At 66.2% G+C, this 15,677-nt stretch carries 17 protein-coding genes; 8 read left to right on the top strand and 9 right to left on the bottom strand.

Going from position 1 to position 15,677, the window contains the following annotated elements:
- Window positions 1-176 precede the first annotated feature (176 nt).
- The 7 genes from ACW7G3_RS11750 to arsH all read right to left on the bottom strand — a co-directional run bounded on the left by ACW7G3_RS11750 (window position 177) and on the right by arsH (window position 5,297).
- On the bottom strand, window positions 177-632 hold the full coding sequence (locus ACW7G3_RS11750; protein WP_456982931.1) for a hypothetical protein: 456 nt from the start codon (window positions 630-632) through the stop codon (window positions 177-179).
- Window positions 633-730: 98 nt separating this feature from the next.
- Window positions 731-949 carry a hypothetical protein gene (locus ACW7G3_RS11745; protein WP_456982930.1) on the bottom strand — a complete coding sequence of 73 codons (219 nt, stop codon included), beginning with the start codon at window positions 947-949 and terminating at the stop codon, window positions 731-733.
- Window positions 946-1,788, bottom strand: a complete 843-nt coding sequence (locus ACW7G3_RS11740; protein ID WP_456982928.1) for a trypsin-like serine protease — start codon at window positions 1,786-1,788, stop codon at window positions 946-948. Before ACW7G3_RS11740 ends, ACW7G3_RS11745 begins: the two co-directional genes overlap by 4 nt.
- Window positions 1,789-1,790: 2 nt before the next feature.
- Window positions 1,791-2,720 (bottom strand): restriction endonuclease, encoded by a 930-nt coding sequence (locus ACW7G3_RS11735; RefSeq protein ID WP_456982926.1) that lies wholly within the window; start codon window positions 2,718-2,720, stop codon window positions 1,791-1,793.
- Window positions 2,721-2,755: 35 nt separating this feature from the next.
- Entirely contained in the window at window positions 2,756-3,661 is a 906-nt protein-coding gene (locus ACW7G3_RS11730; RefSeq protein WP_456982925.1) for a restriction endonuclease, read from the bottom strand.
- A gap of 403 nt (window positions 3,662-4,064) precedes the next feature.
- Window positions 4,065-4,469 (bottom strand): arsenate reductase (glutaredoxin), encoded by a 405-nt coding sequence (arsC, locus tag ACW7G3_RS11725; protein ID WP_456982923.1) that lies wholly within the window; start codon window positions 4,467-4,469, stop codon window positions 4,065-4,067.
- A 9-nt stretch (window positions 4,470-4,478) separates the two neighbouring features.
- Complete coding sequence (gene arsH / locus ACW7G3_RS11720; RefSeq protein ID WP_456982921.1) at window positions 4,479-5,297, bottom strand: arsenical resistance protein ArsH; 819 nt, start codon at window positions 5,295-5,297, stop codon at window positions 4,479-4,481.
- Window positions 5,298-5,335: 38 nt separating this feature from the next.
- Between arsH and ACW7G3_RS11715 the strand changes: the two genes are divergently transcribed.
- From ACW7G3_RS11715 to ACW7G3_RS11705, 3 genes are read left to right on the top strand one after another with little or no spacing between them, the layout of a single operon-like run.
- Complete coding sequence (locus ACW7G3_RS11715; protein WP_456982920.1) at window positions 5,336-5,683, top strand: ArsR/SmtB family transcription factor; 348 nt, start codon at window positions 5,336-5,338, stop codon at window positions 5,681-5,683.
- Between the two features lie 3 nt (window positions 5,684-5,686).
- Window positions 5,687-6,973, top strand: a complete 1,287-nt coding sequence (locus ACW7G3_RS11710) for an arsenic transporter (RefSeq protein WP_456982918.1) — start codon at window positions 5,687-5,689, stop codon at window positions 6,971-6,973.
- Window positions 6,970-7,578, top strand: a complete 609-nt coding sequence (locus ACW7G3_RS11705; protein WP_456982917.1) for a DUF938 domain-containing protein — start codon at window positions 6,970-6,972, stop codon at window positions 7,576-7,578. Before ACW7G3_RS11710 ends, ACW7G3_RS11705 begins: the two co-directional genes overlap by 4 nt.
- Window positions 7,579-7,587: 9 nt before the next feature.
- On the opposite strand, the gene ACW7G3_RS11700 is transcribed toward ACW7G3_RS11705, so the two are convergent.
- Together ACW7G3_RS11700 and ACW7G3_RS11695 are read right to left on the bottom strand one after the other, a co-directional pair.
- Window positions 7,588-8,025, bottom strand: a complete 438-nt coding sequence (locus ACW7G3_RS11700) for a hypothetical protein (RefSeq protein ID WP_456982916.1) — start codon at window positions 8,023-8,025, stop codon at window positions 7,588-7,590.
- Entirely contained in the window at window positions 8,022-8,612 is a 591-nt protein-coding gene (locus ACW7G3_RS11695; protein WP_456982915.1) for an RNA polymerase sigma factor, read from the bottom strand. Before ACW7G3_RS11695 ends, ACW7G3_RS11700 begins: the two co-directional genes overlap by 4 nt.
- A 106-nt stretch (window positions 8,613-8,718) precedes the next feature.
- On the opposite strand from ACW7G3_RS11695, the gene ACW7G3_RS11690 reads away from it, so the two are divergent.
- The 5 genes from ACW7G3_RS11690 (at window position 8,719) to ACW7G3_RS11670 (ending at window position 15,665) form a co-directional block, all read left to right on the top strand.
- Window positions 8,719-9,084 (top strand): hypothetical protein, encoded by a 366-nt coding sequence (locus tag ACW7G3_RS11690; protein WP_456982913.1) that lies wholly within the window; start codon window positions 8,719-8,721, stop codon window positions 9,082-9,084.
- Window positions 9,081-9,980 (top strand): aspartyl protease family protein, encoded by a 900-nt coding sequence (locus ACW7G3_RS11685; RefSeq protein ID WP_456982912.1) that lies wholly within the window; start codon window positions 9,081-9,083, stop codon window positions 9,978-9,980. Before ACW7G3_RS11690 ends, ACW7G3_RS11685 begins: the two co-directional genes overlap by 4 nt.
- Before the next feature lie 64 nt (window positions 9,981-10,044).
- Window positions 10,045-10,992 carry an aldo/keto reductase gene (locus tag ACW7G3_RS11680; protein WP_456982911.1) on the top strand — a complete coding sequence of 316 codons (948 nt, stop codon included), beginning with the start codon at window positions 10,045-10,047 and terminating at the stop codon, window positions 10,990-10,992.
- A 233-nt stretch (window positions 10,993-11,225) separates the two neighbouring features.
- Window positions 11,226-12,488: an efflux RND transporter periplasmic adaptor subunit gene (locus ACW7G3_RS11675; RefSeq protein ID WP_456982909.1), complete on the top strand. Its 1,263-nt coding sequence runs from the start codon at window positions 11,226-11,228 to the stop codon at window positions 12,486-12,488.
- Between the two features lie 12 nt (window positions 12,489-12,500).
- The gene (locus ACW7G3_RS11670) at window positions 12,501-15,665 is read left to right on the top strand and encodes an efflux RND transporter permease subunit (protein ID WP_456982907.1); all 3,165 of its coding nucleotides are present in this window, start codon (window positions 12,501-12,503) and stop codon (window positions 15,663-15,665) included.
- The last annotated feature ends 12 nt before the right edge of the window (window positions 15,666-15,677 follow it).

The following is a 15,677-nucleotide window of genomic DNA, read 5'->3' as shown; positions in this document are numbered from 1 at the left end:
GTCCAACGCTTGATTTCTTCTTCCATCATCACGCTCATGGGTGCCTCCTTCGCAAAGTAACACCTGAGCAGGAAATCACTGGGTCATTACAGGGATGGCCTGTGACGGGAAGCGTATCAGCAGCCCGCGGCGGAGCCAGGACGATGGAAGTGACTACGAAGCCAGGCCCGATCGCGTCAGCGCCGCCGTCTTGCGCGCAGCTCCATCACCGTGGAAACAAGCGACTGGGCGCTGATCATCAGCATCAGCCCGGCTATTCCCAGCTTGCCGACGTCGACCGGCTGCCCGCGTAGCACGAGCCACACCGCTACCAGCCCCAGGATGGTCATCAGCACGGAAGCCACCATCACCCGCGTGAGCGGTCGGGGCTGGCCGGTCATCGCGCGCCTCGCGGCTGCCTCGCGCTTGCGCCGGCTCCGCCGGATGAGCCAGGCCAGCGTCAGGACCGTTGCCAACAGGCTGGCGGGCAGCACCCATTCCATCAGGTCCGGGCCACCGGACAGGCCAACGATCCAGATCAGCAGATAAGCGCCGTTGAATCCAATGAGCAGCGACAGCAGCCCGAGGCCGATCGGCCGCAACAGCCGCATATCGGATTTGGGAACCTGCCGGGTCGGGTCATCAATAGGCATACGCTACCGACCCTATACGGTCAGGAACGACGCGGCATACAGTGCCCAGGAGCAGGTGCCAGGGCCATCGCATCCGTGCGCCCGGTTTGATCAATGCATCAGGCATCCCGTCCTCCCCTAGCCTTGACGATCCAGCCGATGACGAACGATATCGCACCGACCACGATGAATATGCGGACCGCGTCACCCCTGAAGGCAGCGCTAGGCAACGAGGGATCCCTCACCAGCCCCGTGAGGTAGACCAGCGCGCCCACCGACAACAGGATGACTCCGCTTTTCAGGTAGATGTTGGTGAAGCCAAAGTCAGGGTCCTTCATTTGCTTTGCTCCGTATTGCGCTTCATCAGCCTGTGACCGGAGATTTCTTCTTCGATCCACTCGATGTAGTGCCCCAGACGGACATTACACGCGGTTTCACCGTAGCGTCCGAAGCGAGCCGTCCTGATATCTCCATGGACGACCTTCCATGCAGCCAGGCCGGACAGCAACCATTGATCGTCAACTTCTACGAGTACGGGACCGCCACTGTCTCCGCTTCCGAGGATGCCCTCGAGCGGCAGCGCCAACGGTGGCTCGTCAAGCACATAGCAGAGCCAGCGGCCATGGGCACTGGTCACCGTGTTGAAGGCGCGGCGAAGCTCCGTACGGTTGGGGCCGTGACGGTCGTGTCCATTGGCTCCCGTCGCTGTCGCACCTTTCCCGACGATCTTGATGATCCGGCCGGGTTCGTCACCATCTCTGTAAAGCGCGACGGGAGCCACGTCTGTTACAGGTTCCGCCAGCTTGACCAGCGCGATGTCATCGGAGGAGGCGAGCGCGACCACGATCAACATGGCCTCTCCGGACGCCATCGCCTGGTCGATCAGTTCCTGGGGCGGCGGCTTGTACCCGGCGTGCACCACTACGCGCTCAACGTCTCTGGTCATTCCGTTGACCACCACCTGCTCCAGCGGGTGGTGCAGCGGTAGAACGTGGGCCGCGGTGACAATCCACTGTGGAGCGATCAGTACGCCGTGCCCCTCGCCGGGCATGTCGGTGAGGGCTGGAAACCCGGACGCGGGGATCCGATATTGCGAGTCTTCCACGTCATGCCGGATGACGATGGCACTGGCGGTCGAAGACACCGCAAGCAGCATGGCCAGGAGAAGTCGCCCCATCCTCACATCTCCGGCGTGCTGTCGCTGAGGATATCGATCGCGGCTCTCGTCTTGGGGGCGGCCTGCGTAGGTGCGTTATGGACAGGGGGGCCGTCTGGCACGTGACGAGTGCAGTGGTTGATGTACGTGCCACTGGCGGTGTCGATCAGTTCCTCGCACGCCTTGATCGTGGCGATGGGCGTGGCCGAGCTGTTGGATCGAACGGTCGCGGGCTGACCAACCGGTGCCGCACGTTGGGTGGCGGCAGGCTTGGGCTGAGTTGGTTGACTGAGGCCGGAAACAGCGGAGGTAAACGCGTTTCGGATGAAAAGAAACAGGATCAGGAAGAGGACGACCGTTACGGCAAGCTTTGCAAGGCTGATGCCGACCGACACCCCGATCCCATGAGCAATTCCTTCCCGACCGCCGCGGCGCCCCTGGCCTCTGTCTCCCGTAACACGGCCCAGCGCGGCATGGACCATGTGCTCTCCGATGCCCAGTGCAATCCGGCCGCCCAAGGAGGCGCCGGGGTCGGCGGCGGGTCCCTCCCGCAGCCCGAGCAGTGCACGCAGCTCCTGCCCGTCCACCAGTTGCACGTGCCCGTGACGGGTGGCCGCCTCGATGGCCGCCTTGGTGAATTCCCCGCTGGTGATCAGGACGGCCCCGGTTGCGCCGTCGTTCACCATCAGTCCGATCAGCTGGTGCACCTCGTTGTGGGGTACCTGGTAGGCGTTCCAGTGCTTTACCTGCACAACGACGTACTCGGTTCCCCGGCGCAGCTTCAGGTCTATGCCGCCATCGAATCGGGCGCCGGCACCCCCGGTCCCGACATGGTCGACGTTGTATCCCTGCGCGCGATAGTGATCGGCCAGCAGGTGCTCCAGACGGTCCCACCTGATCTTCGCCAAGGCGTCGTTGTGGCGACGCGAAACATGCTTCAGTCGGTGGCGCATGCGTTATACCTCTGCTTCGCAATTACCTGATCGGTTCACTCGCCAAAGTAGTCGCTATCCACCGCCGGAATGCTTATTCGCTGAGCAGATACGCCCACCTCGTAATCCATCATCATGCGAGCCAGCATCTCGCCATCAACCAGCACGATCCCCTCGATGGAACGCGCGAAGTCGACTGCCTGGCTGGTGAACGCCGACGTGGTGATAAACACGCCCTTGTTGGCACGCTGCCCAGCAAGCGCGCCATAAAATCCCTGAATCTCGGGGCGACCGACAGTGGCCTGCCAACGCTTGGCTTGGACGTAGACCTTCTCAAGCCCGAGTCGGTCGAGAGAGATGATCCCGTCGATCCCACCATCCCCGCTTCCGCCAACGCGCTGCAGGTCGCTGCGCCGGGTGCCATAGCCCAGCTTGTGTAGCACATCGAGCACTACGGTCTCGAAATACTTGGGCGTTACCTGTGACAGCAACTCCAACAGTTCGGCAGCGACGGAAGCTCGGATTTCCTCCAGCGCGGTTTGCAGGCGGTCATCGGGACTCAGTACCTCATCTTCGTCATCCACAGGCACCACTTCCGGAGTTCCATCAGGTATCGGACGCAGCCGAACGTCGATGAAGCCCCGGGCTATTTCACGCACCTGCTCTTCCGAAAGTGGCCCGGGGTTCTCAGCTAGGAACTTCAACCCCGCTGGGGTGATCTTCCAGAGACCGCGCTTCGGGCTGGAGGACAGGCCGGCGCGCTTCAGCCGATCGTGGGCCCAGCCGGCGCGATTGTTGTATAGCGGCTGGCCAGTCGGAACGGTGAGCTGACGCGCCTCATCGTCGAGCCCAAGCGCGTCAGCGGCCGCCTCGTGCGCTTCGCGCGCTCGCACACCCTCCCGGTGGTAGGCAAGGTGGCGCAGTACCGGTTCTATGAATTTGTCGTAGGTCGGGACTGACATTTTGTGCTCCAAGCGATCTGGATGACAGGCATCCACTGTGGAATGGGTCGGCTGTGGATGCGTGGATCCGGTAGCGGCACTAGGTGCCGCCGGAGCGGCTGAATTCCGAATACAGTTCGATCCGGTTGCCCACGTCCACCACCACGGCGAACGGCGGGCGGCCCTCTGCGGCCGGCAGCGTGCGGGGCATCCACCCCCAGCAGCGCGCACAGGTCGATCAGGAAGCTCTGCGAAGTGGAGAGCTCCGAGGCGCTCACGCCCTGCCATTTGGCGATGAAGATCGCAGCGGCGTCGTCGCCCGCTGCCTGCTTGCTGTCTGCGTCTGCCACCCAGGCCCCCTGCCTTGATCCCTGTGGTCAGGGCAGAGCATACAAGCAGTGGGCGCGCTACCGGCCAGTTGCTGTCAGTTCCTGGCGTTGATCACTTCGCCATCTTCCTTGGTGAACGGCTGGGTCATCGGCGGCAGGATCTCGAGTACCACTTCCGACGGCCGGCACAGACGGGTGCCCTGCGAAGTGATGACAAAGGGCCGGTTGATGAGGATCGGGTGGGCCAGCATGGCGTCGAGCAGCTGGTCGTCGGTCAGGGACGGATCGTCCAGGCCAAGTTCGGCGTAGGGCGTTCCTTTTTGGCGCAGGGCGTCCCTGACGCTGAGGCCCGCGGCTGTAATCAGTTCAATCAGTCGCTCGCGCGTGGGCGGATCCTGCAGGTACTCGATCACCGTTGGCTCGATGCCCGCGTGCCGGATCAGGGCGAGGGTATTGCGCGAGGTTCCGCAGGCAGGGTTGTGATAGATGGTCGCGTCCATGTTGGTTCCTCAGCTTCCGGTTGATGCCACGGCTCTGGCCGCCGTCCCGGGTTGGGCGTCTGCAGGGTCTGCTTCGTGTTGCGGTGGGGCGATCGTGGTGACGCCGGGCGCGTCGGATGCGCCGGAGGCGCTGGCCAGCGCAGCGGCGGCCAGGTCGCCCTTGCGTTCACTGTAGCGGCTGGTCAGATAGTCGCTGCGGTCACGCACCAGCAGGGTGAATTTCACCAGTTCTTCCATCACGTCGACCACGCGGTCGTAGAGGGGCGACGGCTTCATGCGTCCCTGCTCGTCGAACTCCTGCCAGGCCTTGGGCACGGATGACTGGTTGGGGATGGTGACCATGCGCATCCAGCGGCCCAGCACGCGCAGCGCGTTGACCACGTTGAAGGACTGCGAGCCTCCGCTGACCTGCATCACTGCCAGGGTGCGGCCCTGGGTCGGGCGCACGCCGCCTTCCTCCAGTGGAAGCCAGTCGATCTGGTTCTTGAATACGGCGGTGATGGTGCCGTGGCGCTCGGGGCTGACCCACACGTGGCCTTCGGACCATTCGGACAGGGTGCGCAGCTCGCGGACCTTGGGGTGGTCGGTCTCGCAGCTGCCCTGGATCGGCAGGCCGTGCGGATCGAACACTCGCGCTTCGGCGCCAAAGTGGCGCAACAGGCGTTCGGCCTCCAGCGCCAGCTTGCGGCTGTAGGATTCCGGCCGCAGCGACCCATAGAGGACCAGGATCCGCGGCGGGTGCGCGGAGCCAGGCACGCCCAGGCTTTCACGGGTGGGCGTCTCAAGGGCGGTAGGGGATGCGTTGGGCAGTTCGTCGGGGTGCGGCATGATTGCCTCTTGCAATTCAATTCGACTATTCTAGAAAAATGGAACTGAATGATGCAACCGTTGCACTGGCCGCCCTGGGGCATCCCAAGCGGCTGTCCATTTTCCGCCTGCTGGTCGAGGCTGGGCCCGAAGGGCGTACGCCGGGCGAAATCGCCGAGACCCTGTCTCTGCCGGGGGCGACGCTGTCATTCCATCTCAAGGAGCTGACGGCGGCAGGGCTGATTGAAGGAGAGGCGCACGGCCGGAACATTTCCTACCGCGCCGATTTCGAGGCCATGAACGGGCTGGTCGAATTCCTCACGCGCAACTGCTGCGGCGGTGATGAAACCCGCTGCCTGCCGGCCTCCCGCCCTGCTTCCAGGGACACCCGGACCGGCGGAGCCTGATCCATGCTGCTGGCGCTGCTGATCTTCATCGTCACCATCGTCCTGGTCATCTGGCAGCCGCGGGGGCTGGGGGTGGGCTGGAGTGCCATGTTCGGCGCCACGCTGGCACTGCTGACGGGCGTGGTGACGCTGTCGGATATTCCGACCGTCTGGGCCATTGTCTGGAACGCCACTTTCACCTTCGTGGCGGTGATCATCATCAGCCTGGTGCTGGATGAGGCTGGCTTCTTCGAATGGGCCGCGCTGCATGTCGCGCGCTGGGGCAGGGGCAGCGGGCGCAAGCTCTTTGTGTTGCTGATCCTGCTGGGCGCGGCGGTGGCGGCGCTGTTCGCCAACGATGGTGCGGCGCTGATCCTGACGCCGATCGTGATCGCCATGCTGCTGGCGCTGCGGTTCAGCCCCGCGGCCACGCTGGCGTTCGTGATGGCGGCGGGGTTCATCGCCGATACCGCCAGCCTGCCGCTGGTGGTGTCCAACCTGGTCAACATTGTTTCGGCGGACTACTTCGGTATCGGCTTCGCCGAGTACGCCTCGGTGATGATGCCGGTGAACCTTGTGTCGGTCGGCGCCACGCTGCTCATGCTGATGTGGTTCTTCCGCAGGGAGATTCCGGCCAGCTATGACGCGACCCAGCTGAAGGATCCGCGATCGGCGATCGTGGACCGCACCACATTCAATGCGGGCTGGGCCGTGCTGGCGCTGCTGCTGGTGGGATTCTTCGGGCTTGAGCGGCTTGGTGTGCCGATCAGCGCCGTGGCCGGGGCCGGCGCGCTGGTGCTGCTGGCGGTTGCTGCTAACGTGCACGTGATCTCGACCCGCAGGGTGATCCGGGATGCGCCCTGGCAGATCGTGGTGTTCTCGCTGGGCATGTACCTGGTGGTGTTCGGCCTGCGCAACCAGGGGCTGACCGACCATCTGGCGGTGCTGCTGGACGGGTTCGCACAGTACGGCCTGTGGGGAGCGACGATGGGGACCGGGCTGCTGACCGCCTTCCTCTCTTCGATCATGAACAACATGCCCACCGTGCTGGTGGGGGCGCTGTCCATCGATGCCAGCCAGGCCGAGGGCGCGGTGCGCGAGGCAATGATCTACGCCAACGTGATCGGCAGCGACCTGGGGCCCAAGTTCACTCCCATCGGCAGCCTGGCCACGCTGCTGTGGCTGCACGTGCTGGCCCGCAAGGACATCAAAATCACCTGGGGCTACTACTTCAAGGTGGGGATTGTGCTGACGCTGCCGGTGTTGCTCGTTACCCTGGCGGCGCTGGTGATCCGGTTGAGCCTGCCATGATCTTTCCAAAACCACACGCCCCTGCCTGCGACCGCAACCGCGATCCCATCCTTGCCGTCCTGCGCGAGCACTTCGCCGATCGCCGCCGGGTGCTGGAGATCGGCAGCGGTACCGGCCAGCACGCGGTGCATTTCGCGCAGGCGATGCCGTGGCTTCAGTGGCAGGCGAGCGATGTGGCGGAGAACCAGCCGGGCATCCGCGCCTGGCTGGACGATGCGCAATTGCTCAACGCGCCGGCACCAGTGGTGCTGGACGTGGCGCAGTCGCCGTGGCCGGCAGTGGATGCGGTGTTCACCGCCAATACGCTGCACATCATGGGCTGGGACGCGGTGCAGGCTTTCTTCAGCGGGGTGGGCCAGGTGTTGGCCGATGCCGACGGCGGCAAGCTGGTGGCATACGGACCATTCAAGTACGACGGGGCCTTCACCAGCGACAGCAACCGGGAGTTCGATGCCTGGCTGAAGGCGCGTGACCCGCAATCCGGGATCCGTGACTTCGAAGCGGTGGATGAGCTGGCCAACGATGCGGGGCTGCGGTTGGTGACCGACTTGGCGATGCCGGCCAACAACCGGTGTCTCGTCTGGAAGCGCGCGCAGCCGCGGTGAAGCGCGCCTTCAGTGCGGCGTGGCTCTCGACGGGAGCGCGCGCAGCTGCCGCGCCTGGTTGAACGCCCACGAAAGGACGATGCACGCCGCACCGGCCGCCACCCACGGGGTTGCGCCGGCGCCCAGGCTGTCCCGGGTTGCCTGCCAGGCAGGTCCGGCAAAGAGCGCGGTGACGAGGACCGCTGCGGCGCCAAGGACCGCTAACAGGATGTGGACCAGCAGGCGTTCAAGTCCGGATCCGCGGGTGGCGGCACGTGCTGCGAGCGCCGCCGCGAAGCCGGGCGGCGGCTGGCTGCGCGGGGCGGTGGCCACGGCCCTGGACACCAAGCGGTAGCGCGTGGCCTCCGGGTCAGCCGGGTGCTGCCCGCCGTTGCGTGCGGCGCGCAGGCCCAGTTCCTGTGCCTCCCATTCGCGAGGGTCGATGGGCGGTGGCGTCCTGGTGGTCATGCGGTCACTCCCATGCGCGATTCCAAGATGTTGCGCAGTCGTTTGCGGGTGCGGAACAGGTGGCTCTTGATGGTGCCTTCCGCCAGTCCGGTCACGCCTGCGATCTCGGCGATCGGCATCTCTTCCAGATGGTAGAGCGCCAGCAGGGTGCGCTGCAGCGGGGGCAGGGTATCGATGGCGGCGTGCAGGTGGCGGATGGCCTGATCGTCCGATGCGGCGGCTTCCAAGTCGAAGCCGTCGCTGACCAGGTCCTGCAGCGGCGGGCCGTCGCCGGGGTCGGCGATCGGGATGCGCTTGCGCTCCAGGTGCCGCACGGCGACCGACCAGGCCACCTGGGCGATCCATGACTTCAGGGCGCTTTCGCCGCGGTACTGGTGCAGGGTGCGGTGGATGCGCAGGAACACGTCCTGGCACAGTTCGCGGGTGTCGTCGGGGTGGCGCACCATGCGGTCGATCACGTGCCAGCACAGGCCTTGGTAGTCGCGCACCAGGCGCTCGAACGCGCCTTCCCGGCCCGCAAGTACGGCGTCCACCAGCGCGCGGTCGGCTTCAAGGGTGGCGGGCGGGGGCGGGCTGGGCTGCGACATCGATGGACAGGGATACGGCCACGGGGCCGGTGGTTGCAAGCGGTGCGTGCAACCGGCCGGCCGCCTGGGGTATCTCCTGTGCTGACCATCCACAGCGGATCCCGCCATGAACTTCGACATCCTGATTCCCATTTCCCTATTCGCCGCCGTTGCCTACGCCATCAAGGTGACGGTGGAGGCCTATACGCGGCGCCGGATCATCGAGACGCGCGGTTCGGAAGAGCTGGTGCGCGCGATGCTGGAGGGCGAGGCGCTGCGCCGGCGCCAGTCGTCATTGCAGTGGGGCAGCGTGCTGGTGGCGCTGGCTGTGGGCTTCGGCCTGGTGGAATGGATGGGCGTGCGCGACGTGACGCCGGGCGTGGTGGCGATCCTGCTGGGCGCGACAGGTATCGGCAACCTGGCGTATTACCTGATCGAGGGGCGGATGAAGCAGCCGGGTCACACTGCGCAGGCCGAGCGGGGTCCCCAATGAGAACCGTCACGATGCTGTTCATCGCAGCGCTCCTGGGCGCTGCCGGCGCCGATGCCCGCGCCGCAACCCGTGCGCCTGCCGCCTGCGCGCTGGTCGACGCCGACAATGAAAACTTCCAGATGCAGGTTCCCTTCGGCGTGGTGGACGGCCGCATCTATGTCGACGCCCGCGCCAACGGCCGGGGGCCGTTCCGGTTTGCCGTGGATACCGGCGCCAGCGGAGTCGGCCGCGCGGACGCCACGCTGGTCACGCAGCTTGGGCTGGAGATCACCGGCACGGCCCGCAACTCCGACGGGCTGCAGACAGCCGAGGCACAGACGACGCGCCTGGATTCGCTGGAGCTGGGCGGCCTGAGCCACCGGGCGGTGGACGTGATCACCCGGGACTACAGCAGCCACATGTCGCCGGAGGCTCCCTTCCACGGGATCATTGGCCGCGAATTCTTCGCCGATGGCCTGCTGGTCATCGACTACCCGGCCAGGACGCTGTCATTCAGCCGCACCCTGTCGATCTCTCCACGCGACGAGGGGGCGCTGGAGTACGAGCGGCCGTTCCGGGTGCCGGTATCCATCGGCAATGTCCGCACGCAGGGCAACCTGGATACCGGTGCGAACGTGTCTTTCGTCCTGCCGCAGGCGCTGTATGAGCGGGTGGCAAGCGGGCCGCTGGAGCCGGCGGGCGCGGGCGGGCTCACCAACACCCGGCTTGAAACGAGCCGCGCGGTGGTTGGCGGGCCTTTCCATATCGGCGCGGCCAGCGTCCGGGATATTGAAGTGCGCGTCTCCGATCGCTATCCGGAGCTGCTAGTCGGCGCGCATGTGCTGCAGGATTTCGTGGTCCTGATCGACCAGGGGACCCGGGCCGTCGCACTGTGCGACCCACGTCCGCGAAGATGAGGCACAGCGGCGCGGGCCGCGTGTGGTAAAACCCGGGGCTGACCCTGAGAGGGAGGCCCCACCCATGCTCACCCGACGCGAATACCTGAAGCTGTCCGCCCTGGCGGGCGTGGCGCTGGCAATCAATCCGAAGCTGCTGCTGGCCGACGACACGCCGCAGCAGGTCATCACCCGGCTGATCCCCGGCACCGCTGAGCGGCTGCCGGTGGTGGGCCTGGGCAGCTCGGCGTCATTTTTCCGGATCGCCGGCGAAGGCGAAACCGACCGCATCCGCCAAGTGCTGCAGGCGCTGGTGGAGCACGGCGGCAAGGTGTTCGACACCGCGCCCAGCTATGGCGCGGCCGAGCAGGTGGCGGGCAACGTGGCCCGTGACAGCGGCCTGGCCGAGCGCATCTTCTGGGCGACCAAGCTCAACGTGGTGCCTCGCGGCGGTGACGCGGCTGATGCGCAGGCCGCGCGCGTGCAGCTGGAGCAGTCCTTCAGCCACGTGGGCAAGGACCCGATCGACCTGGTCCAGGTGCACAACATGGCCGATGTGCCCACCCAGCTGGGCATCCTGAAGGAGTACAAACAGGAAGGGCGGATCCGCTACATCGGCGCCACCACCACCTCCACGCGTACCTATGAGGCGCTGGAGCAGCTGATGCGCAGCGAGCCGATCGATTTCATCGGCGTTGATTACGCGGTGGACAACCGCGCCATGGAAGAGCGGATCTTCCCGCTGGCCCAGGAGCGTGGTATCGGCGTGCTGGTGTACCTGCCGTTCGGCCGCACCCGGCTGTGGGAGGCGGTGGAAGGCAAGCAGGTGCCGGATTGGGCGACGGAATACGACATCGCCACCTGGGGCCAGTTCTTCCTCAAATTCGTGGTGTCGCATCCGGCCGTCACGGCGGCCACACCTGCCACGAGCAATCCTCGGCACATGATCGACAACTTGGGCGCTGCCACCGGGCGCCTGCCGGACGAGGCCGGTCGCCAGCGTATGGTGGAACACATCGAATCGCTGGGGTGATCCTTACGCCGGTCAGTCCGTAGTTCGGGGTTACGCCCCCGACACCGCGCGAACCAGGTCATCACCCGCGTCGGCCGCGTAGGGCCGGCTGCGGGCAGCCGGCGCCGTCAACCTGAATGCGGATGCTGCGTTGCAAAAATCGCTTTGACAAAAAAAGAATGATCGTTCATTCTATGTGCTGCCGTCGGGGCCCTCCCCGGCGGTTTTTCCTTCCCGAATCGAGCCTTCCCCCCATGCGTAAAGCCCCCGTCCGCCTGGTTGCCGTTCCGCTGTTCCTGTCCCTTGCCCTGGTGGCCTGTGGTGGAGGCGAGGAAGCCGCGCCGCCGCCGCCGCCCGAGGTGTCGGTGGTCACGCTGGCGCCGCAGACCGTCACCCTGACCCGCGAGCTGCCGGGCCGCACGAATGCCTTCATGGTGGCCGAGGTGCGGCCGCAGGTGAACGGGATCATCAAGGAGCGCCTGTTCACCGAGGGCAGCATGGTGGAGGCGGGGCAGCCGCTGTACCAGATTGAAGATTCCACCTACCGCGCCGCCGCCGGCAGCGCCCGCGCGCAGATGGCGCGCGCCGAAACCGCGCGGACCAATGCCCGCGCGCTGGAACAGCGCGTTGGTGAGCTGTCCGGGACCCGCTACGTCTCCGCCCAGGAGCACGAGAACGCAATTGCCGCCGCGCGCCAGGCCGAGGCCGAGGTCGCTGCCGCCCGCGCCGCGCTGGACGCGGCCAACGTGACCCTGGGCTATGCCCGCATCACCTCGCCGATCGACGGCCGCATCGGCAAGTCCACGGTGACCGTGGGTGCGTTGGTGACTGCCAATCAGCCGCAGGCGCTGGCCACGGTGCAGCAGCTGGATCCGATCTATGTAGACCTCACCCAGTCGTCCAGCGAACTGCTGGAGCTGCGCAGGGAGCTGGAGGCCGGCACGCTGCAAAGCGGATCGGAGCTTCCGGTCACGATCCTGCTGGAGGATGGCACTCCGTTCGGTCATGAAGGCAAGCTGGCGTTTTCCGAGGTCAGCGTGGATCCGGCCACCGGCAGCTTCGGGCTGCGGGTGGTGGTGGACAACCCGGACCAGGTGCTGATGCCGGGCATGTACGTGCGCGCGTTGATCGGCGCGGGCGTCCGCCAGGACGCGATCCTGGTGCCGCAGCGCGGCGTGGCGCGCGATCCCAAGGGCAACACCAGCGTGATGGCGGTCAACGCCGAGGGCGTGGTGGAGAACCGGCCGGTCACGGTCAGCCGCACCATCGGCGACCAGTGGCTGGTCGAGGACGGCCTGGCCGCAGGTGACCGGGTGGTGGTTGAAGGTTTGCAGAAGATCCAGCCGGGCGTGCAGGTGCAGGCAGTCGATTTTGAGGGCGCTTCGGCGCCGGCCGCCGCGCCCGCGGCCCAGCCGGCCCCCGCCGAAGCACTGGCCCCGGCTCCCGCCGACGCGGAGGGCGACGCGCATCCCGATGCGGCCGAACCGGCCGCCGACGCCCCCGGCTCGCAGCAGTAAGCGGAGAATTCCATGGCACGCTTCTTCATTGATCGCCCGATCTTCGCGTGGGTCATCGCGATCGTCATCATGCTCGCCGGCGGCCTGGCCATCACCGGCCTGCCGGTATCGATGTATCCCACCGTGGCCCCGCCGGCGGTCGAGATCCGGGCCACCTACCCGGGCGCTTCGGCCCAGGTGGTGAGCGACTCGGTGACCCAGGTCATCGAGCAGAACATGACCGGCCTGGACGGGCTGATGTACTTTTCTTCGCAGTCCTCGTCCAACGGCATCGCCACCATTTCCCTGACCTTCGAGACCGGCACCAATCCGGACATCGCCCAGGTGCAGGTGCAGAACAAGCTCCAGCTGGCCATGCCGCTGCTGCCCCAGGAGGTGCAGCAGCAGGGCGTGAACGTGGCCAAGTCGACCTCCGGCTTCCTGCAGGTGGTGGGCTTCGTGTCCGCAGACGGCAGCATGGACCGGGTCGACCTCGCCGACTACGTCGGCGCCAACATCGTCGATCCGCTCAGCCGCGTGCCCGGCGTGGGCAACATCCAGGTGTTCGGCGGCCAATACGCCATGCGCATCTGGCTGGACCCCAACAAACTGCATACCTACGCGCTGTCGGTCGACGAGGTCGTCGCCGCGATCCGGGGCCAGAACGCGCAGGTCGCCATCGGCGCGCTGGGCGGCGCCCCGGCGGTGGACGGCCAGATGATCAACGCCACCATCAACGCCCAGGACCGGCTGGAGACGCCAGAGCAGTTCCGCGACATCGTGGTGCGCTCGGATCCGGACGGGTCGGTGCTGCGCCTGGACGACGTCGCCCGGGTGGAGATGGGCACCGAGATGTACGAGTTCGATACCCGCTACAACCGGCAGCAGGCCACGGGCGTCGCGATCTCCATGGCCACCGGCGCCAATGCGCTGGCTACCGCCGCCGGCGTGAAGGAAGCGCTGGCCGAACTGGAGCCGTACTTCCCGGCGGGCATGGAGATGGTGATCCCGTTCGACACCACCCCGTTCGTGCGGGTGTCGATCAAGAGCGTGATCATGACCCTGATCGAGGCGATCGCGCTGGTGGTCCTGGTGATGTACCTGTTCATGCAGAACTTCCGCGCCACCCTGATCGTCGCGATCACCGTGCCGGTGGTGCTGCTGGGCACGTTCGGCGTGATGGCCGTGCTCGGGTTCTCGGTGAACATGCTGACCATGTTCGGCATGGTGCTGGCGATCGGCCTGCTGGTGGACGATGCGATCGTGGTGGTCGAGAACGTCGAGCGCATCATGACCGAGGAGGGGCTCTCGCCCCTTGAGGCGGCGCGCAAGTCCATGGACCAGATCACCGGCGCGCTGGTGGGTATCGGCGTGGTGCTGTCGGCGGTGTTCGTGCCGATGGCCTTCATGGCCGGCTCCACCGGCGTCATCTACCAGCAGTTCTCGGTGACCATCGTGACCGCGATGGCGCTGTCGGTGCTGGTGGCGATCGTGCTGACCCCGGCGCTGTGCGCGACCATGCTCAAGCCGATCAACAAGGGCGAACAGCACCAGGGCACCGGGCCCATGGCGCGCTTCTTCGGTTGGTTCAACCGCACTTTCCAGAACACCAGCGGCAAGTACCACCGCGGCGTGCGCGGCATCCTGTCGCGCCCGGGGCGCTCGATGGCGATCTTTGGCGCGATGGTGGTGGTCATGGGCCTGCTGTTCATGCGCTTGCCCAGCTCGTTCCTGCCCGAAGAGGACCAGGGCGTGCTGATGACGACCATCCAGACCCCGGTTGGCGCCACCCAGGAACGCACCATGGAGTCGATCTACGCGTTTGAGGATCACTTCCTTGAGAACGAGGCCGACGCAGTGGAGTCGGTGTTCACGGTGCAGGGCTTCAGCTTCGCCGGCATGGGCCAGAACAACGGCATGGCCTTCGTCAAGCTCAAGGACTGGGACGAGCGCACCGACGACTCGCTCAGCGCGACGTCGGTGGCCGAGCGCGGCATGGCGGCGATGAGCCAGGTCAAGGACGCCCTGATCTTCGTGTTCGCGCCGCCGGCGATGCCGGAGCTGGGCGTGGCCGCCGGCTATTCGTTCTTCCTGCAGGACAACGCCGCCATGGGCCACGAGGCCCTGCTGGACGCGCGCAACCAGTTGCTGGGCATGGCTGGGCAGAGTGATCTGCTGGTCAACGTGCGTCCCAACGGCCAGGACGACACCCCGCAGCTTCGCGTGGACGTGGATGTGGCCAAGGCCGGGGCCCTGTCGCTGCCGCAGGCGGCGATCAACCAGACCCTGGCCGCGGCCTGGGGCGGGCAGTACATCGACGACTTCATCGATCGCGGCCGGGTCAAGCGCGTCTACATCCAGGCCGACGCACCGTTCCGGATGACCCCGGAGGATTTCAACCAGTGGTCGGTGAAGAATTCCCTGGGCGAGATGGTGCCGTTCTCGGCCTTCGCCACCACCCACTGGGAGTACGGTTCGCCGCGGCTGGAGCGTTACAACGGCATGCCGGCCATGGAGATCCAGGGCGAGGCCGCGCCGGGTGTGTCCACGGGCGATGCGATGGTTGAGATCGAACGTTTGGTGGCGGAGCTGCCGCCGGGCTTCGGTGTCGAGTGGACGGGGCTGTCGTACCAGGAGCGTGCGGCGGGCAACCAGACGCCGCTGCTCTACTCCCTGTCGCTGCTGATCGTGTTCCTGAGCCTGGCCGCGCTGTACGAGAGCTGGAAGGTGCCGACCGCCGTGCTGCTGGCCGCGCCGCTGGGCATCCTGGGCGCGGTGCTGGCGGCCAACCTGTTCGGCATGGACAACGACGTGTACTTCACGGTGGCGATGCTGACCACGGTGGGACTGGTGAGTAAAAACGCGATCCTGATCGTGGAGTTCGCCAAGCAGAACCTGGAGTCGGGCATGAAGCTGATCGAGGCCACCATGCAGGCGGTGCGCGACCGGTTCCGCCCGATCATCATGACTTCGCTGGCGTTCGGCCTGGGCGTGACCCCGCTGGCGCTGTCCTCGGGTGCTGGCTCGGGTGCGCAGAATGCGATCGGCACCAGCGTGGTGGGCGGCATGTTCGTGGGCACCCTGATCGGCGTGTTCTTCATCCCGCTGTTCTTCGTGGTGGTGCAGAAGGTGTTCGGCGGCCGTGACAAGGCCGTGGAACCGGAGGCAGTTCCGGTGGCGGGTCACCCGGATGCGTGATCGGGTTGCCAT

The sequence above is a fragment of the Luteimonas sp. A478 genome, from assembly GCF_054052025.1.
The sequence above is the reverse complement of the archived record's forward strand: the minus strand, read 5'-3'. Positions and strand labels throughout refer to the sequence as shown.